The 18,644-nt window shown below is 70.9% G+C and carries 15 protein-coding genes; 12 read left to right on the forward strand and 3 right to left on the reverse strand.

Annotated elements, in window-relative coordinates:
* Positions 1-9 precede the first annotated feature (9 nt).
* The 3 genes from RLT59_RS29355 to RLT59_RS29365 all read right to left on the reverse strand — a co-directional run bounded on the left by RLT59_RS29355 (position 10) and on the right by RLT59_RS29365 (position 3,251).
* Complete coding sequence (locus tag RLT59_RS29355; protein WP_311306188.1) at positions 10-1,395, reverse strand: DUF58 domain-containing protein; 1,386 nt, start codon at positions 1,393-1,395, stop codon at positions 10-12.
* Positions 1,395-2,444, reverse strand: a complete 1,050-nt coding sequence (locus RLT59_RS29360; RefSeq protein WP_311306189.1) for an AAA family ATPase — start codon at positions 2,442-2,444, stop codon at positions 1,395-1,397. The genes RLT59_RS29355 and RLT59_RS29360 overlap by 1 nt, the downstream gene beginning before the upstream one ends.
* Positions 2,445-2,687: 243 nt before the next feature.
* A complete protein-coding gene (locus RLT59_RS29365) occupies positions 2,688-3,251 on the reverse strand; it encodes a beta-class carbonic anhydrase (RefSeq protein WP_311306190.1) in 564 nt (187 codons plus the stop codon).
* 401 nt (positions 3,252-3,652) lie between these two features.
* Between RLT59_RS29365 and rsmH the strand changes: the two genes are divergently transcribed.
* The 12 genes from rsmH to pgeF all read left to right on the forward strand — a co-directional run bounded on the left by rsmH (position 3,653) and on the right by pgeF (position 18,641).
* Positions 3,653-4,618: a 16S rRNA (cytosine(1402)-N(4))-methyltransferase RsmH gene (rsmH, locus tag RLT59_RS29370; RefSeq protein WP_311306191.1), complete on the forward strand. Its 966-nt coding sequence runs from the start codon at positions 3,653-3,655 to the stop codon at positions 4,616-4,618.
* A gap of 49 nt (positions 4,619-4,667) precedes the next feature.
* Positions 4,668-5,258 carry a cell division protein FtsL gene (locus tag RLT59_RS29375; protein WP_311306192.1) on the forward strand — a complete coding sequence of 197 codons (591 nt, stop codon included), beginning with the start codon at positions 4,668-4,670 and terminating at the stop codon, positions 5,256-5,258.
* Between the two features lie 4 nt (positions 5,259-5,262).
* Positions 5,263-7,248 (forward strand): peptidoglycan D,D-transpeptidase FtsI family protein, encoded by a 1,986-nt coding sequence (locus RLT59_RS29380; protein ID WP_311306193.1) that lies wholly within the window; start codon positions 5,263-5,265, stop codon positions 7,246-7,248.
* An 18-nt stretch (positions 7,249-7,266) separates the two neighbouring features.
* A complete protein-coding gene (locus RLT59_RS29385; protein WP_311306194.1) occupies positions 7,267-8,985 on the forward strand; it encodes a UDP-N-acetylmuramoyl-L-alanyl-D-glutamate--2,6-diaminopimelate ligase in 1,719 nt (572 codons plus the stop codon).
* Positions 8,986-8,989: 4 nt separating this feature from the next.
* Positions 8,990-10,396, forward strand: coding sequence for a UDP-N-acetylmuramoyl-tripeptide--D-alanyl-D-alanine ligase (gene murF / locus RLT59_RS29390; RefSeq protein WP_311306195.1), 1,407 nt, complete (start codon positions 8,990-8,992; stop codon positions 10,394-10,396).
* On the forward strand, positions 10,393-11,463 hold the full coding sequence (mraY, locus tag RLT59_RS29395; RefSeq protein WP_311306196.1) for a phospho-N-acetylmuramoyl-pentapeptide-transferase: 1,071 nt from the start codon (positions 10,393-10,395) through the stop codon (positions 11,461-11,463). Before murF ends, mraY begins: the two co-directional genes overlap by 4 nt.
* Entirely contained in the window at positions 11,445-12,887 is a 1,443-nt protein-coding gene (gene murD / locus RLT59_RS29400; protein ID WP_311306197.1) for a UDP-N-acetylmuramoyl-L-alanine--D-glutamate ligase, read from the forward strand. The genes mraY and murD overlap by 19 nt, the downstream gene beginning before the upstream one ends.
* A 115-nt stretch (positions 12,888-13,002) precedes the next feature.
* Positions 13,003-14,445, forward strand: a complete 1,443-nt coding sequence (ftsW, locus tag RLT59_RS29405; protein ID WP_311306198.1) for a putative lipid II flippase FtsW — start codon at positions 13,003-13,005, stop codon at positions 14,443-14,445.
* A gap of 6 nt (positions 14,446-14,451) precedes the next feature.
* On the forward strand, positions 14,452-15,546 hold the full coding sequence (murG, locus tag RLT59_RS29410) for an undecaprenyldiphospho-muramoylpentapeptide beta-N-acetylglucosaminyltransferase (RefSeq protein WP_311306199.1): 1,095 nt from the start codon (positions 14,452-14,454) through the stop codon (positions 15,544-15,546).
* A 51-nt stretch (positions 15,547-15,597) separates the two neighbouring features.
* The gene (locus RLT59_RS29415; RefSeq protein ID WP_311306200.1) at positions 15,598-16,392 is read left to right on the forward strand and encodes a cell division protein FtsQ/DivIB; all 795 of its coding nucleotides are present in this window, start codon (positions 15,598-15,600) and stop codon (positions 16,390-16,392) included.
* A 276-nt stretch (positions 16,393-16,668) separates the two neighbouring features.
* A complete protein-coding gene (ftsZ, locus tag RLT59_RS29420; protein ID WP_311306201.1) occupies positions 16,669-17,883 on the forward strand; it encodes a cell division protein FtsZ in 1,215 nt (404 codons plus the stop codon).
* Positions 17,884-17,900: 17 nt separating this feature from the next.
* Positions 17,901-18,641, forward strand: a complete 741-nt coding sequence (pgeF, locus tag RLT59_RS29425) for a peptidoglycan editing factor PgeF (RefSeq protein ID WP_311306202.1) — start codon at positions 17,901-17,903, stop codon at positions 18,639-18,641.
* Positions 18,642-18,644: the final 3 nt, after the last annotated feature.

The following is an 18,644-nucleotide window of genomic DNA, read 5'->3' on the forward strand; positions in this document are numbered from 1 at the left end:
CCCGTCCCCTCATGACCAACCACCGGAGAAACCTGTCGTGCCGCCCGTCGAGCCGCCCACGGCCGCGGACTGCGTGAGCGAACCGAGATGGCTCGCCTGCTGCCACAGCCCGGCGAGGTTGCTGCCGGGCTTCACCGCGACCGCCGTCCACCCCGACTCGCGCAGCAGCCGCAGCCGCTGCTCGGACGCCGCCTCCGTGGCGGACGACTCACCGTGCACCCAGGCGGCGCTGTCCAGCACGAAGGCGACGGCACCACCGCTGCGCTGCCGCATCCGGGCGGCCACCGCCGCCTGCTCCTCGTCCAGTTCGCCCAGGAAGGCGATCAGCAGACCCTCGTTGCCGCCGCGCAGCACGTCGTACGCCCGGGAGAGACCGCCCCCGTCGGAGTTGTCCATCTCGGCGAGGGTGTCCATCATCAGCCCGGCCACGGCCGCCGGGTCCTGGCCCGAGCCGGCGAATCCGCCCGCCCCCTCCACCGGGAGCGCGCTGCCCTCGTCCGTCAGGAGCCGGACGGAGAAGCCCCGTTCCAGCATGTGCATCAGCGCGGAGGCGGCCCCGGACACCGCCCACTCGAACGCCGAGTCGGGCCCCGTCCCCTGATAGGCGGTCTGGCGGGTGTCCAGCAGCACCGTGCACCTGGCCCGCTGCGGCTGCTCCTCACGGCGCACCATCAGCTCGCCGTAGCGCGCGGTCGAGCGCCAGTGGACGCGCCGCAGGTCGTCGCCGTGCCGGTAGCCGCGCGGGATCACGTCGTCCTCGCCGGCCAGCGCCAGCGACCGCTGCCGCCCCTCGCCGTACCCGGAGGACTCGCCCGCCAGCCGGACGGGCGGCAGCGCTTCGGTCCGGGGGATGACGACGAGGGAGTCGTACGCGGTGAACGAACGCGTCAGCTCGCACATCCCGAACGGATCACTCAGCCGCAGCTGCAACGGGCCGAGCGGATAGCGCCCCCGCAGATCGGACCGCACCCGGTAGGACACCTCGCGCCTGCCGCCCGCCTCCACCCGGTCCAGGACGAAGCGGGGCCGTGGACCGAGCACGTACGGCACCCGGTCCTGGAGCATCAGCAGGCCGGTGGGCAGCCGCGAGATGTTGTCCATCCTCAGGTGGACCCGCGCCTCCGTGCCCGCGGACACCCGGGACGGCGAGAGCCGCCGGGTCCCCGCGACCCGGTACCGGGTCCGGAAGAGCACGGCCACACAGACCAGCGGCAGCACGGCGAGCAGCAGTCCGACCCGCAGCAGATCCCCCTGGCCCAGCACATACGCGCAGACCGCGGCGGCGATCCCGGCGGCGAGGAAGGACCGGCCCCGGGTGGTCAGCCCGCTCAGAGCGGCCCGCAGACCGCCCTTGTCGTCGCCGTCGTCCATCGCGGCAGGCCCCCCGGCGCTCATCAGAGCCGCCGTACGCCGGGCTGCTGCCGGGTGTCGTACGCGGTGCCCGGCCGATGCGGCGGGGACGGGACGGACGCACCGCCCGCGGCGGTCGGCACCGGTGTCTGCTGGAGGATCTCCAGCACGACCTGCTCCGCTGTGCGGCGGTTCAGCTGGGCCTGGGCGGTCGGCAGCAGCCGGTGTGCGAGCACCGCGACCGCCAGCCCCTGGACGTCGTCCGGCAGGCAGTAGTCCCGCCCGCTCAGCGCCGCGGTGGCCTTGGCCGCGCGCAGCAGGTGCAGGGTGGCGCGCGGCGAGGCGCCGAGTCTGAGATCGGCGTGGCCGCGGGTGGCCCCGACGAGCTGCACCGCGTACCGGCGGACCGCGTCCGCGACATGGACCGTGCGCACGGCCTCGATCAGCTTCGCGATGTCGTGCGCGTGCGCCACCGGCTGGAGGTCGTCCAGGGGCGAGACGCCGCCGTGCACATCGAGCATCTGCAGCTCGGCCTCCGGGCTGGGGTAGCCGATCGACACCCTGGCCATGAACCGGTCGCGCTGGGCCTCGGGCAGCGGATACGTGCCCTCCATCTCGACCGGGTTCTGGGTGGCCACGACCATGAAGGGGTCGGGCAGCTCGTAGGAGTGCCCGTCGATCGTGACCTGGCGCTCCTCCATCGACTCCAGCAGCGCCGACTGCGTCTTGGGTGAGGCGCGGTTGATCTCGTCGCCGATCACGATCTGGGCGAAGATCGCACCCGGTTTGAACTCGAACTCGCGGCGCTGCTGGTCGAAGATGGAGACCCCGGTGATGTCCGAGGGCAGCAGGTCCGGTGTGAACTGGATACGCCGCACCGAGCAGTCGATGGACCGCGCCAGCGCCTTGGCCAGCATGGTCTTGCCGACGCCGGGGACATCCTCGATCAGCAGATGCCCCTCCGCGAGCAGCACGGTCAGCGAAAGCCGTACGACCTCAGGCTTGCCCTCGATCACACTCTCCACCGACCTGCGCACCCGCTCCGCTGTGGTGGTCAGATCTGTGAGGCTCGCTCGATCGTCATAGGTCGTCACCCGGCCCTCCTCGGCCCTGCCCGACGCTCACCAGGAGCACGGGATTCCCCAGTCACGGTCCGGCGCTCCTGTACGGCCCGGCCCTCCCCGAAATACGGACACCTCGGCGGACGGTGTCCGGACGGGGTGTCACTCCCGCATTCTTGTTGCCGTTACCGCTTCGTGTCACTCGCCTGTGGATAACTGGGGCCGATATGTCGGGTTGGGTGGGTTTTTCGATGCCCGAAAGGGTCTTTCCGGAGGTCAGGAAGCCGGAGGGATCTCGCGCAGCAGACCGGTGGTCACGTCGAACACAAAGCCCCGGACGTCATCCTTGTGCAGCAGGAACGGCGAGGTGCGGACCCGCTGGATCGACTGCCGGACATCCTGGTCCGCGTCGGTGTAGGCCTCCACGGCCCAGACCGGGCGCTGGCCGACCTCTCCCTCAAGCTCCTGGCGGAACTCCTCGGTGATCGACTCCATGCCGCAGTTCGTGTGGTGGATCAGGATCACGCTGCGGGTGCCGAGGGCCCGCTGGCTGATGGTCAGCGAGCGGATCACGTCGTCGGTGACCACGCCGCCCGCGTTGCGGATGGTGTGACAGTCGCCGAGCGAGAGACCGAGCGCCTTGTGCAGGTCGAGCCGGGCGTCCATGCAGGCGACGATGGCGACGCGCAGCACCGGCTTCGCGTCCATGCCGGGATCACTGAACTCGGCGGCGTACTCGCTGTTCGCACCGACGAGGCGGTCGGTGACCGTACCGCCGGAGTTGGGCCGGCCTGCGGCGGGAGCGGACGGCTCGGCGGGGGAATGCGCGGAAATCGACATGGACAAGACGTTAGCCCGGCCCGGCCGCTCCGGCGTGGCGTGGAAGCGGACAAAGAGCGTCAACGGGGTTTGTTGTGAGGTAACCCACAAGCCTCACTCCCGGTCACCCGGCCGGGTGAACAAAGGGAGGGCCGACGCGCTGCGGGGTTGATTGATCGGGCATCGATCGAATGGCAGGGTGGAGCAGGACCGACTGCCGGTCGGTCTAAAGTGACGGGAAGTTACCGACACCCTGCACATTCCGAAGTTTCCCCGTGTGCGCGGCGTACGTACGGCCCGGCCCTCTCCCGCTCGCCGGTCGGCTGACGCCCCTTCCCCGGCGCCGGCGGACCTCCCCTTCGCGAGCGGGCGGGGACCAGGCCGTACGTGCCGCCACCCGGGACCTGAGCCTGAGAGGGCGCATGAGCCAGACCCGACACGTCCCGGTGATGCTCCAGCGGTGCCTGGACCTGTTGGCCCCGGCTCTGGAGGCACCGGGATCCCAGCAGCCCGTGGTCGTCGACTGCACGCTGGGCCTCGGCGGACACAGCGAGGCGCTGCTCTCGGCCTTCCCCACCGCGCGGCTGATCGCGCTGGACCGGGACAAGGAGGCACTGCGCCTCTCGGGTGAGCGGCTCGCTCCCTACGGCGACCGCGCCACCCTGGTGCACGCCGTCTACGACGAACTGCCCGAGGTGCTCGACCGGCTCGGCGTCCCCGAGGTCCAGGGGGTCCTGTTCGACCTCGGGGTCTCCTCCATGCAGCTGGACGAGGCAGAGCGGGGGTTCGCGTACGCCCAGGACGCCCCGCTCGACATGCGCATGGACCAGACGACCGGCATGGGCGCCGCAGAGGTCCTCAACACCTACCCGCCCGGCGAACTGGTCCGGATCCTGCGGGCGTACGGCGAGGAGAAGCAGGCCAAGCGGATCGTCTCCGCCGTCGTCCGTGAGCGCGAGAAGGAACCCTTCAGCAACAGCGCCCGGCTCGTCGAGCTGATCCGCGACTCGCTGCCGCAGGCCGCCAAGCGCACCGGCGGCAACCCCGCCAAGCGCACCTTCCAGGCCCTGCGCATCGAGGTCAACGGCGAACTGACCGTGCTGGAACGGGCGATCCCGGCCGCGGTGCGGAGCCTCGCCGTCGGCGGGCGCATCGCCGTCCTCTCGTACCACTCGCTGGAGGACCGGCTGGTCAAGCAGGTGCTCGCGGCGGGCGCCGCCAACACCGCTCCGGCCGGGCTGCCCGTCGTCCCCGAGCGCTACCAGCCCCGGCTGAAGCTGCTGACCCGGGGCGCGGAGCTGCCCACGGAGGAGGAGGTCGCGGAGAACCGGCGCGCCGCCCCCGCCCGGCTGCGAGGCGCCCAGCGGATCAGGGCGGAGGAGCGATGAGCCCCCGGAACCCCGGCGGGCTGACACGGCCGAGGGACGGGGCGGTGCGGTGAGCAGAGCGGCCGGGCAGTTGAAAGGGCGTGCCGCACGGCTCTCCCGGCTGATGCCGGCCGGGCCGAGCAACGCCGCCCGGACGCCCTTCGTCCTGCTGGTCGTCCTGCTCCTGGGCGGCGGCCTGATCACCCTGCTCGTGCTCAACTCCGCGCTCAACGAAGGATCGTTCCGGCTGAGCGAGCTGAAGAAGCGCACCACGGACCTCACCGACGAGCAGCAGGCGCTCCAGCATGACGTCGACAGCTCCGCGGAACCCGACGCGCTCGCCCGCCGGGCCCGGGAACTGGGCATGGTCCCCGGCGGCAGCCCCGTCTTCCTCGGCCCCGACGGCAGGATCCGGGGCGTGCCCTCCGCCGCCACCTCCGAGCCGGCCCCCGCACCCCCGCAGAAGACCACCCCGCCGCCGCAGCCCCCCGCGACCGCGACGCCCCCCTCCGGTTCGCCCGCGTCCGGTGGCCCCGCCCCGTCGGGCAGCGCGGCCACCGGACCGAGCACCTCCGCCGCCGGCCCCGACGCGGCCGCGCCGAGCACCCCGGCGGTCCCGCGTACCCCGGCAGACCAGACCTCCTCAAGCCCCGGCAGGTGACGCAGTGCCCTCCAAGGAACCCCCGCGCCGCCGGGTCCCCGGCCCGGCGCGCCCCCGTAGCGCGGCGCCCCGTTCCGGCCGTCCCCGGCCCGACGCGCGACGGCGGTCCGCGCCCGCCGCGCGCCGGCCGGCCCCGCGCGCCCGCTCCGGCCGCCCGCTGCGGCTCGGCAGCCCGCGCCCCCGGCTCCGGCTGGTCAGCCTCGCCCTGACGCTCGTCATGATCGCGTTCGTCGTCCGGCTCCTCCAGGTCCAGGCCGTCGACGCCAACGCGTACGCCGCCAAGGCGGACAAGAACCGCTACCTCAGCTACACCGTCGCCGCCGAGCGCGGCGAGATCACCGACCGCAGCGGCATCGCGCTGGCCACCAGCGTCGACGCGTACGACATCACCGCCGACCCCAAGATGTTCACCCCGGCCGACAGCAAGGCCCCGGACGCCCCCCAGCAGGCGGCCGCCCTGCTCGCGCCCATCCTCGGCGCCGACGCCGCCGAACTGACCAAGAAGCTCGCGAAGCCGAAGAGCCGGTACACGGTGCTCGCCCGCCGGCAGACCCCGCAGGTCTGGAAGCAGATCAAGGACCTCAAGTCGGTCTTCGCGGAGAAGGCCGCCAAGGACAAGGCGGCCGGCGGCCCCGGAGCCAATGTGCTCGCGGGTGTCTTCCAGGAGGCGACCACCAAGCGGGTCTACCCCAATGGCGGGCTCGCCGCCGGGATACTGGGTTACGTCAACGCGGAGGGCAAGGGCGCCGGCGGCCTCGAATCGCAGCTGGACAAGGAGCTGGCCGGCGAGGACGGCACGATCAAGTACGCCCAGTCCGGCGGCCGCCGGGTGCCCACCGCCGGCACCAAGGAGGTCCCGGCCGTCGCGGGCTCCGACATCGAGCTGACCATCGACCGGGACATCCAGTGGGCGGCCCAGAAGGCCATCTCGGACCAGGTGGCGAAGTCCAAGGCGGACCGCGGCTACGTCATCGTGCAGAACACCCGGACCGGCGAGGTGCTCGCCATGGCCAACGCCCCCGGATTCGACCCCAACGACCTCTCGCAGGCCGACGCGGCGTCCCTGGGCAACGCCGCGCTCCAGGACGTGTACGAGCCCGGCTCCACCAGCAAGGTCATGTCCATGGCCGCGGTGCTGGAGGAGGGGGCCGCCACCCCCGGCACCCACGTCACCGTCCCCAACCGGCTGCACCGAGGCGACCGGCTCTTCAAGGACGACATCGACCACCCCACCTGGTACCTGACGCTCAACGGCGTACTCGCCAAGTCCAGCAACATCGGCACCATCCTGGCCGCCGGACAGCTCGGCAAGACGCAGGCCCAGGCCAACAAGACGCTCTACTCCTACCTGCGCAAGTTCGGTATCGGCTCACCGAGCGGACTCGGCTACCCGGGTGAGACCCCCGGCATCCTCGCCAAGCCGCAGGACTGGTCGACCTCGCAGCAGTACACGATCCCGTTCGGCCAGGGGCTCTCGCTCAACGCCATGCAGGCCGCCTCGATCTACTCCACGATCGCCAACGGCGGGGTCCGGATCGCGCCCACCCTGGTCCGCGGCACCAAGGGGGCCGACGGGCGCTTCACCGCCGCCGACGCCCCCGAGCAGTCCCGGGTGGTCAGCGAGAAGACGGCGAAGACACTGGCGAAGATGCTGGAGTCGGTGGTCGGTGACCAGGAGGGCACCGGAACAAAGGCCAAGATCCCCGGCTACCGGGTCGCGGGCAAGACCGGTACGGCCAACCGGGTCGATCCGGTACGCGGCGGCTACCACGGCTACACCGCCTCCTTCGCCGGTTTCGCCCCCGCCGACAACCCCCAGATCACCGTCTACTGTGCGATCCAGAACCCCACCAAGGGCGGCTACTTCGGCGGCCAGATCTGCGGGCCCATCTACAAGCAGGTCATGGAGTTCGCGCTCAAGACGCTTCAGACCGCACCCTCCGGCAGCGAGCCGGCCAGGCTGCCGGTGTCCTTCAAACCCGGCGAGTGAACTCGGGGAGAACCTCCAGTGACAACCATCACCCCTGATCCCGGGAACCGGAACGGGAACCACCACGACCCCGGCCCCTCACTTCGCGAGAGGCCGGGTGATCCCGGTACGCTCACCGCCGTGTCCCACGCTGAACAGTCCCGAACCACCCAGAAGGACGCCCCTGTGAACTACCCGGGAGCGCCCCGCCCGGATCGGCTGCGGCCGACCTCCATCGCTGATCTGGCCGCCCGGCTGGGAATCGAACCGCCGGGCACCGGCGAAGTCACCGGCATCACCCACGACTCCCGGGCCGTACGCCCCGGAGACGTGTACGCGGCCCTGCCCGGCGCCCGCCTGCACGGCGCCGACTTCACCGCCCAGGCGGCCGGCCTCGGCGCCGCCGCCATCCTCACCGACCCGGCGGGCGCCGAACGCGCCGCCGCCACCGGGCTTGCGGTGCTGGTCATCGAGGACCCGCGCGGCCGGATGGGCGAACTCGCCGCCGAGATCTACGGGCACCCCGGCACCGACCTGCTCCAGATCGGCATCACCGGGACCTCCGGCAAGACCACCACCGCCTACCTCATCGAGGGCGGATTCCGAGGCGCGGGCCGCAGCACGGGCCTGATCGGCACCGTGGAGATGCGGATCGGTGACGAGCGCATCAAGTCGGAGCGGACCACGCCGGAGGCCACCGACCTCCAGGCCCTGTTCGCCGTGATGCGCGAACGCGGCGCGGACGCGGTGACGATGGAGGTCTCCAGCCACGCCCTGGTGCTCGGCCGGGTCGACGGCTGCACGTTCGACGTGGCCGTCTTCAACAACCTCAGCCCGGAGCACATGGAGTTCCACTCCGGCATGGAGGACTACTTCCAGGCCAAGGCCCGGCTGTTCACCCCGCAGCGCAGCAGGCAGGGCGTCGTCAACTTCGACGACGAGTACGGCCGCAGGCTGATCACCGAGGCATCCGTCCCGATCACCACCTTCTCCGCCGAGGGTCACCCGGACGCCGACTGGCGGGCCGAGGACGTCGAGGTCGGCCGGCTCGGCTCCACCTTCACGGTCGTCGGCCCCAAGGACGAACGGGCCACCGCCAGGGCCCCGCTGCCCGGACCGTTCAACGTCGCCAACACCCTGGCCGCGATCGTCACCCTCGCCGTCGCGGGCATCGACCCGCAGATCGCCGCCGACGGCGTCGCCGTCGTGCCCGGGGTGCCCGGCCGGCTGGAGCGGATCGACGCCGGACAGCCGTATCTCGCGCTCGTCGACTACGCGCACAAGACCGACGCCGTCGAATCGGTGCTCCGCTCCCTCCAGAAGGTCACGGAGGGCAAGCTGCACATCGTCCTCGGCTGCGGCGGCGACCGCGACACCACCAAGCGCGGCCCGATGGGAGCGGCCGCCGCCCGGCTCTCCGACACCGCCGTGCTGACCTCCGACAACCCCCGCTCCGAGGACCCCCTCGGCATCCTGGCCGCCATGCTCGCGGGCGCCGCCGAAGTGCCCGTGCACGAACGCGGCGACGTCCTGGTCGACGCCGACCGGGCCGCCGCCATCGCCGCCGCGGTCGGCCGGGCCGGCCCCGGCGACACCGTGATCGTCGCGGGCAAGGGCCACGAGCAGGGCCAGGACATCCACGGCGTCGTGCGCCCCTTCGACGACCGGGTGGTCCTGCGCGAGGCCATCGAGCGGTCCATGGGACACGAGAGCGCCGCCCACCGCGCCCCCACCCACGAGAACAACAGTCAGGGATGACCAAGTGATCGCCCTTTCCCTCGCCGAGATCGCCGAAATCGTCGGCGGGCAGTCGTACGACATACCGGATCCGGCAGCAATCGTCAGCGGGCCAGTCGTCATCGACTCCCGGGCGGTGAAGCAAGGCAGCCTCTTCGTCGCCTTCGCCGGTGAACGGGTCGACGGCCACGACTACGCGCAGCGCGCCGTCGAGGCGGGCGCGGCAGTCGTGCTGGCCGCCCGGCCCGTCGGCGTCCCCGCGATCGTCGTGGACGACGTGGTGGCGGCCCTCGGCGCGCTCTCCCGCGCCGTCGTCGGCCGCCTGGGCACCACCGTGGTCGCCCTCACCGGATCCGCCGGCAAGACCTCCACCAAGGACCTGATCGCCCAGCTCCTGGAGCGCAAGGGCCCCACCGTCTACCCGGAGGGCAACCTCAACAACGAGATCGGCCTGCCGCTCACCGCGCTGCGCGCCACCGAGGAGACCCGGCACCTGGTCCTCGAAATGGGTGCACGCTACATCGGTGACATCTGCTACCTCACCGGTCTCGTCCCGCCCCGGATCGGCCTCGTCCTCAACGTCGGCAGCGCGCACATCGGTGAGTTCGGCGGAAGGGAGCAGATCGCCCAGGCCAAGGGCGAGATGGTCGAGTCCCTCCCCGCGGACGGTCTCGCCGTACTCAACGCCGACGACCCGCTCGTACGCGCCATGACGTCCCGCACCAAGGCCCGGGTTCTGCTCTTCGGCGAAGCCGCGGATGCGGACGTACGGGGAGAGAACGTGCGGCTCACCGACGACGGCCGCCCCGCGTTCCGCCTCCACACACCCACCGGGTGCAGCGATGTGACCATGCGCCTGTACGGTGAGCACCACGTGTCGAACGCGCTCGCCGCGGCCGCCGTCGCCCATGAGTTGGGCCTGTCCGCAGACGAGATCGCCGTGGCGCTCTCCGAGGCGGGCACCCTCTCCCGCTGGCGCATGGAGGTCACCGAGCGTCCGGACGGCGTGACGTTCGTCAATGACGCCTACAACGCCAACCCCGAATCCGTGAAGGCAGCGCTGCGCGCGCTGGCCGCCATGGGGAAGGGGCGTCGTACGTGGGCGGTGCTCGGCCTGATGGCCGAGCTCGGCGACGCCTCGCTCACCGAGCACGACGCGGTCGGACGGCTCGCCGTCCGGCTCAACGTCAGCAAGCTCGTCGCGGTCGGGGGCAGAGAGGCCTCCTGGCTGCAACTGGGCGCATACAACGAGGGTTCGTGGGGTGAGGAGTCGGTGCATGTGTCCGACGCACAGGCTGCCGTCGACCTGTTGCGCAGTGAACTGCGCCCGGGAGACGTCGTGCTGGTGAAGGCGTCCCGGTCGGTCGGCCTGGAGCAGGTCGTTACGGCACTGCTGGAGAACGCGACCGAGGGCGAGGTCGCCGGCCGATGAGGCAGATCCTCTTCGCGGGGGCCATCGGGCTCTTCCTGACCCTGGTCGGTACCCCGCTGCTGATCAAGCTGCTGGCCCGCAAGGGATACGGGCAGTTCATCCGGGACGACGGCCCGCGCAGCCACGGATCGAAGAAGGGCACGCCCACCATGGGCGGCATCGCCTTCATCCTGGCGACGATCATCGCGTACGTCGTCGCGAAGCTGATCACCGGCGAGGACATGCGCTTCTCCGGCGTGCTGGTCCTCTTCCTGATGGCGGGGATGGGGCTCGTCGGCTTCCTCGACGACTACATCAAGATCGTCAAGCAGCGCTCGCTGGGCCTGCGTGCCAGGGCGAAGATGATCGGCCAGCTGACCGTCGGCATCGCCTTCGCGGTGCTCTCGCTCCAGTTCGCGGACGCCCGCGGCAACACCCCCGCCTCCACCAAGCTCTCGTTCGTCGAGGACTTCGGCTGGTCGATCGGGCCGGTGCTGTTCGTGGTCTGGGCGCTGTTCATGATTCTCGCCATGTCCAACGGCGTGAACCTGACGGACGGTCTGGACGGCCTCGCCACCGGGGCGTCGGTGATGGTCTTCGGCGCGTACACCTTCATCGGGCTCTGGCAGTTCCAGGAGTCCTGCGCCAACGCGGCCACCCTCACCAACCCGAGCGCCTGTTTCGAAGTGCGAGATCCACTCGACCTCGCGGTCGTGGCCTCCGCCCTGATGGGCTCCTGCTTCGGCTTCCTGTGGTGGAACACCTCGCCCGCCAAGATCTTCATGGGTGACACCGGTTCGCTCGCCCTCGGCGGCGCGCTCTCCGGTCTGGCGATCTGCTCCCGCACCGAGTTCCTGATGGCGGTCCTCGGCGGCCTCTTCGTGATGATCACGATGTCCGTCGTCATCCAGGTCGGCTCGTTCAAGATGACCGGCAAGCGGGTGTTCCGGATGGCGCCGCTCCAGCACCACTTCGAACTCAAGGGGTGGTCCGAAGTCCTTGTCGTGGTCCGCTTCTGGATCATCCAGGGCATGTGCGTCATCGTCGGTCTCGGCCTCTTCTACGCAGGATGGGCAGCCAAGAAGTGAGCAACGCGGACTGGCAGGGCAAGCACGTCACGGTCGCCGGACTCGGGGTCTCCGGGATCCCGGCGGCCCGGGTGCTGAACGGTCTCGGCGCCGTCGTCACCGTCGTCAACGACGGCAACGACGAGCGCTCGCGCGCCCAGGCGGCGGAGCTGGAGGCGCAGGGCATCACCGTGCGCCTCGGTGACGGGGCCACCCTGCCCGAGTCCACCGAGCTCATCGTCACCACCCCGGGCTGGAAGCCCGAGAAGCCGCTGTTCGCCGCGGCCGCCGAGGCGGGCGTCCCGGTCTGGGGCGACGTCGAACTCGCCTGGCGGCTGCGCGGACAGGATGGCCGCGAACCAGCACCCTGGCTCGCGGTCACCGGCACCAACGGCAAGACCACGACCGTCCGGATGCTCGCCTCGATCCTGGAGGCGGCCGGTCTGCGCACCGCCGCCGTCGGCAACATCGGCGTCTCGCTCCTGGACGCGGTGCTCGGTGACGAGAAGTACGACGTACTCGCCGTCGAGCTGTCCAGCTACCAGTTGCACTGGTCGCCCTCGCTGCGCGCCCACTCCGCGGCCGTCCTCAACCTGGCCCCCGACCACCTCGACTGGCACGGCTCCATGGCCGCGTACGTCGCGGACAAGGGCCGGATCTACGAGGGCAACACCGTGGCCTGCGTCTACAACGTCGCGGACGGGCTCACCGAGGAACTGGTGCGCATGGCGGACGTCGAGGAGGGCTGCCGGGCCATCGGCTTCACCCTCGGTACCCCCGGGCCCTCCCAGCTCGGGGTCGTCGACGGCATCCTCGTCGACCGCGCCTTCGTGACGAACCGGCAGAAGCAGGCGCAGGAGCTCGCAGAGGTCGCGGACGTGAACCCGCCCGCCCCGCACAACATCGCCAACGCGCTGGCGGCCGCGGCGCTGGCCCGCGCCTTCGGCGTCGCCCCGGGCGCCGTGCGCGACGGGCTGCGGAACTTCCGTCCCGACCCGCACCGCATCGAGCACGTCGCGGACGTCGCCGGGGTCACGTACATCGACGACTCCAAGGCCACCAACACCCACGCCGCCGAAGCCTCGCTGGCCTCGTACGACCCCATCGTCTGGATCGCCGGCGGCCTGGCCAAGGGCGCCACCTTCGACGAGCTGGTGACCGGGTGCGCGGGCCGCCTGCGGGGCGTCGTACTGATGGGCGCCGACCGCGACCTGATCCGCGAAGCCCTCGCGCGACACGCGCCCGAGGTCCCGGTGACCGACCTCGACCGGACCGACACTGGGGCGATGTCCGAGGCGGTCTGCGAGGCGGCACGGCTCGCCCGGCCGGGAGACACCGTACTGATGGCCCCGGCCTGCGCCTCGATGGACATGTTCACCAACTACAACAAGCGGGGCGAGGCCTTCGCGGACGCGGTCCGCGCACTCGCCGCCGAGAGCGCCTGACGGGCCCGGCCTCCACGCCGTACCGTCCCGGCACAACCGGGTGCGTACGGCAGTGCCGTGGGCGCGGGCCCTCGGCACCGAAGCCCCGGGCACGAGCAGTGGAGGGGACAGGACCATGCCGGCCGAAGAGAGCCCTGCCGCACGCGGCGGGGACCGCTCACGGGCGTCCGCGGCGATCAGCCGGGCGCTCCAACCGCCCCTCCTGGCGACCGCGGGCGCCCCGCTGCCGGACGGACTCGCGCTCCGCGTCCGCTCCGCGCCCGGCTCCCGGCGGCCCCCAGCCGCCCGCTCCAGGAGCACGGGCGGTACCCACACCCCGCGCGGCGGCGGTGTGCGGCGCCTCTACGAGCAGGCGCGACGGGCCTGGGACCGGCCGCTGACGGCGTACTACCTGATCCTGGGCGCCGGGCTGCTCATCACCGTGCTCGGGCTCGTGATGGTCTACTCCGCCTCGATGATCAAGGCGCTGGAGCTCGACAAGCCGGGCACCTACTTCTTCCGCAAGCAGTTCCTGGCCGCCGTCACAGGGGCCGGGCTGATGGCGATCGCCGCGCGGATGCCGGTGAAGCTGCACCGCGCCCTGTCCTACCCGCTGCTGATGGGCGCCGTCTTCCTGATGGTGCTGGTCCAGGTGCCGGGGATAGGAATGTCGGTCAACGGCAACCGCAACTGGCTCTATGTGGGCGGCCCCTTCCAGCTCCAGCCCAGCGAGTTCGGCAAGCTCGCCCTCGTCCTGTGGGGCGCCGACCTGCTCGCCCGCAAACAGGACAAGCGGCTGCTGAACCAGTGGAAGCACATGCTGGTGCCGCTGGTGCCGGTCGCCTTCATGCTCCTCGGGCTGATCATGCTCGGCGGTGACATGGGCACTGCGATCATTCTCACGGCGATCCTGTTCGGGCTGCTCTGGCTGGCCGGGGCTCCCACCCGGCTGTTCGCCGGGGTGCTCGCCACCGCCGGACTGATCGGCTTCGTGCTGATCAAGACCAGTCCGAACCGGATGGCCAGGCTCGACTGCATGGGCGCGAGCGAGCCGGGACCCGGCGGCTCGTGCTGGCAGGCGGTCCACGGTATCTATGCTCTGGCGTCCGGCGGCTGGTTCGGATCCGGGCTCGGTGCGAGTGTGGAGAAATGGGGTCAACTCCCAGAACCCCACACCGACTTCATCTTCGCCATCACGGGGGAGGAACTGGGGTTGGCGGGGACGCTGTCGGTACTCGCCCTCTTCGCGGCTCTAGGCTATGCGGGTATCCGCGTGGCCGGACGCACGGAGGACCCCTTCGTGAGGTATGCCGCGGGAGGTGTGACCACCTGGATCACGGCTCAGGCCGTGATCAATATCGGTGCGGTGCTCGGTCTGCTTCCGATCGCCGGCGTCCCGCTCCCGCTGTTCTCCTACGGAGGGTCCGCTCTGCTTCCGACCATGTTCGCTGTCGGGCTGCTGATCGCGTTCGCGCGAGAGGATCCCGCCGCGAAGGCGGCCCTGGCCATGCGGAGGTCCGGGGTGAGATGGAAGACGATGAGACGGCGCATCAAGAAGCGTTCGTCCGGAGAGCGGTGAATTTCGGTGCATGTCGTACTCGCCGGTGGGGGGACCGCCGGCCACATCGAGCCCGCGCTTGCCCTCGCGGACGCCCTGCGCAGGCAGGACCCGAGCGTGGGGATCACCGCTCTCGGCACGGAGCGCGGACTTGAGACAAGACTCGTACCCGAGCGGGGGTACGAACTCGCCCTGATCCCGGCCGTGCCGCTGCCGCGCAAGCCCACCCCCGAACTCATCACCGTCCCGGGCAGGCTGCGCGGCACCATCAAGGCCGCCGAGCAGATCCTGGAGCGGACCAAGGCGGACTGCGTGGTCGGCTTCGGCGGCTACGTCGCGCTGCCCGGCTACCTCGCCGCCAAGCGCGCCGGGGTGCCGATCGTCGTGCACGAGGCCAACGCCCGGCCGGGCCTGGCCAACAAGATCGGTTCGCGGTACGCGCACGGGGTCGCCGTCTCCACCCCCGACAGCAAGCTGCGCGGTGCCCGCTACATCGGCATTCCGCTTCGCCGCACCATCGCCACCCTGGACCGGGCCCGGGTCCGTCCGGAGGCGCGTGCCGCCTTCGGGCTCGACCCCAACCTGCCGACGCTGCTGGTCTCCGGCGGCTCGCAGGGCGCCCGCCACCTCAATGAGGTGGTCCAGCGGGTCGCGCCACTGCTGCAGCGCTCCGGAATCCAGATCCTGCACGCGGTCGGCCCGAAGAACGAAATGCCGCGCGTGGACAACATGCCCGGTATGCCACCCTATATCCCGGTACCGTATGTGGACCGGATGGACCTCGCGTACGCCGCGGCCGACATGATGCTCTGCCGCGCGGGCGCGATGACCGTGGCGGAACTCTCCGCCGTCGGGCTGCCCGCCGCCTACGTCCCGCTGCCGATCGGCAACGGCGAACAGCGGCTCAACGCCCAGCCGCTGATCAACGCCGGCGGCGGTCTGCTGGTGGATGACGCCGCGCTCACCCCGGAGTGGGTGCAGGGCAACGTCCTTCCGGTGCTGTCGGATCCGCACCGGCTGTACGAAATGTCCCGCGCGGCCGCCGAGTTCGGCCGCCGGGACGCCGACGACCTGCTGGTCGGCATGGTGTACGAGGCGATTGCCGCACGCCGTAACGCGTGAGGCGGACGGGTCCGGGGGCGGTGGCCCCCGGACCCGGCATAAGGAGCGAGCGTGGCCGGACCGACGACCGCCCAGCGCGGTGCAGGGCAGCAGGAGGACACCCCGGACCGGCCGCCGCGCCCGGGGGCCGAAGGGCGCCGGATGTCCCGGCGGACCCTGCTGATCGTGATCGCCGCGGCCGTACTGCTGCTCGGCTCCGGCGCTGTCTGGGCGCTCTACGGCTCGTCCTGGCTCCGGACCGAACAGGTCCGGATCACCGGCGTCGACGTACTGTCACCGGCAGAGGTGGAGTCGGCCGCGGCGGTGCCGATGGGGTCTCCGCTCGTTTCTGTGGACACGGGCGCCATCGCGGACAGATTGCGCCAGAAGTTGCCTCGTATCGACTCGGTGGATGTCGTACGGTCATGGCCGCACGGCATCGGACTTAAGGTGACCGAACGAAAGCCGGTCCTGTTGGTGAAAAAGGGCGCAAAGTTCATCGAAGTGGACGCCAAGGGCGTGCGCTTCGCCACGGTGGACAAGGCACCCGGGCGCGTACCTCTGCTGGAACTGACCCCTGGTCGGTCAGCGAGCCTGCGCCGTTTCGGCAGTGACCGGCTGGTGCGGGAGGCGGTCCGGGTCGCGGGCGACCTTCCGGGCGGCATTGCCGGGGACACCGAAGTCGTGCGGGTCACCTCGTACGATTCGATCTTCCTGGAGCTCACTCGGGACCGTGAGGTGATCTGGGGGAGTGGTGAAGAAGGTGCTGTGAAGGCGAAAGTCCTCACCGCACTCATGAAAGCCGCTCCCAAAGCAGGACACTTCGATGTGAGTGCACCCACCGCTCCTGCGGTGTCGGGCAGTTGACGCACATTCGGCCTGGCCAGCACCCTGGTTGGTCAGCGCTACGGGTGATCACATAGGGTGAAAAGAAAAACGGGAGGTTCGGCGTGTTCGTTGAACGTGCGCCACTTGTCGACTTAGTGTCCTGTTCGGAAGAGTCCATGAAGCAGACACACTGGTAACCCTAAACTTCAACGTTAGGGTTTGGGTCGGCGTTCGGACCGTCCCAATCGGCATCCGTCGTCGCGGCGGGACTACCGCCAAGCGACGACACGTAACTCGAGGCGAGAGGCCTTCGACGTGGCAGCACCGCAGAACTACCTCGCAGTCATCAAGGTCATCGGTGTCGGCGGCGGTGGTGTCAATGCCATCAACCGAATGATCGAGGTCGGTCTCAAGGGCGTCGAGTTCATCGCGATCAACACTGATGCGCAAGCCCTGTTGATGAGCGACGCCGACGTCAAGCTCGACGTCGGCCGTGAACTCACCCGTGGCCTCGGCGCCGGGGCGAACCCGGCCGTCGGTCGCAAGGCGGCAGAGGACCACCGTGAAGAGATCGAGGAGGTCCTCAAGGGGGCCGACATGGTCTTTGTCACCGCAGGCGAAGGTGGCGGCACCGGAACCGGTGGCGCACCCGTCGTCGCCAATATCGCGCGCTCGCTCGGCGCCCTGACGATCGGTGTGGTCACCCGCCCGTTCACCTTCGAGGGCCGGCGTCGTGCGAACCAGGCGGAGGACGGCATCGCCGAACTCCGCGAAGAGGTCGACACCCTCATCGTCATTCCCAACGACCGACTGCTGTCCATCTCGGACCGCCAGGTCAGCGTGCTCGACGCGTTCAAGTCGGCCGACCAGGTGCTGCTCTCGGGTGTCCAGGGCATCACCGACCTCATCACCACCCCGGGTCTTATCAACCTCGACTTCGCCGACGTCAAGTCGGTCATGTCGGAGGCCGGATCGGCGCTCATGGGCATCGGCTCCGCCCGCGGCGACGACCGCGCGGTGGCGGCGGCGGAGATGGCGATCTCCTCGCCGCTCCTGGAGGCGTCCATCGACGGCGCCCGCGGTGTCCTGCTCTCCATCTCCGGCGGCAGCGACCTCGGTCTCTTCGAGATCAACGAGGCCGCCCAGCTGGTGAGCGAGGCGGCGCACCCGGAGGCGAACATCATCTTCGGTGCGGTCATCGACGACGCACTGGGCGATGAGGTGCGGGTCACCGTGATCGCCGCGGGCTTCGACGGCGGACAGCCGCCGGCCCGTCGCGAGAACGTCCTGGGCGCGAACTCCACCAAGCGTGAGGAGTCCGCCCCGCCGGTCCGGGCCGCGGAGCCCGTGCGCCAGTCGAGCGGACTGGGCTCCGTGCCCCCGCGCGAGGAGACCCCGGTCCAGGCCGAGCCGGTGCCGGTGGCCAACGAGAGCCACCTCCCGCCGGTCGCTCCGCCGCACGTCCCGCCGGCCCGTCCTTACCAGGACTCCCAGGCCGAAGAGCTGGACGTTCCGGATTTCTTGAAGTGATAGGTCCGCACCACACAGTGAGCTCCACGGAATCCGGTTCGCCGGGCGGCGGCGCCCACTTCTCCTTCACCGACAGGTGGGGAGGGGTGAGCGCCGCTCCGTATGCGGAGCTCAATCTCGGCGGCGCGGTCGGTGACGACCCCGCCGCCGTTCTCGCCAACCGGGAGCGCGCCGCACGCGCTCGCGGGTTCGACCCGGCGCGGGTCGTCTGGATGAACCAGGTCCACGGCCGGGACGTCGCCGTGGTCGACGGGCCGTGGGGCGACGCCTCCGAGATTCCCGCCGTGGACGCGGTGGTGACCGCGCGGCGGGGACTCCCGCTCGCCGTCCTCACCGCGGACTGCACCCCCGTACTCCTCGCGGACCCGGTCGCAGGGATCGTCGCGGCGGCACACGCGGGCCGCCCGGGTCTCGTCGCCGGCGTGGTGCCCGCCGCGGTCGGGGCCATGGTCCGGCTCGGCGCGGCCCCCTCGCGGATCATCGCCCGCACCGGGCCGGCCGTCTGCGGGCGGTGCTACGAGGTGCCGGCCGCGATGCGGGACGAGGTCGCGGAGAGCGTCCCCGCCTCCTGGTCCGAGACCAGCTGGGGAACCCCCGCCGTGGATGTCGCCGCTGGGGTCCATGCCCAGCTCGACGCCCTCGGAATCACCGACCGGCACATGTCGCCCGTTTGCACTCTCGAATCGGGTGACCATTTCTCGTACCGACGCGACCGCACCACCGGGCGGCTCGCCGGATATGTCTGGCTGGACGGATAGGGC

The sequence above is a fragment of the Streptomyces sp. ITFR-6 genome, from assembly GCF_031844725.1.
Lineage (GTDB): Bacteria > Actinomycetota > Actinomycetes > Streptomycetales > Streptomycetaceae > Streptomyces.

Coding starts and splice junctions, on each gene's coding strand:
- RLT59_RS29355 (WP_311306188.1), bottom strand. CDS start 1,395: ATGAGCGCCGGGGGGCCTGCCGCGATGGACGACGGCGACGACAAGGGC.
- RLT59_RS29365 (WP_311306190.1), bottom strand. CDS start 3,251: ATGTCGATTTCCGCGCATTCCCCCGCCGAGCCGTCCGCTCCCGCCGCA.
- rsmH (WP_311306191.1), top strand. CDS start 3,653: ATGAGCCAGACCCGACACGTCCCGGTGATGCTCCAGCGGTGCCTGGAC.
- mraY (WP_311306196.1), top strand. CDS start 10,393: ATGAGGCAGATCCTCTTCGCGGGGGCCATCGGGCTCTTCCTGACCCTG.
- murD (WP_311306197.1), top strand. CDS start 11,445: ATGGGCAGCCAAGAAGTGAGCAACGCGGACTGGCAGGGCAAGCACGTC.
- ftsW (WP_311306198.1), top strand. CDS start 13,003: ATGCCGGCCGAAGAGAGCCCTGCCGCACGCGGCGGGGACCGCTCACGG.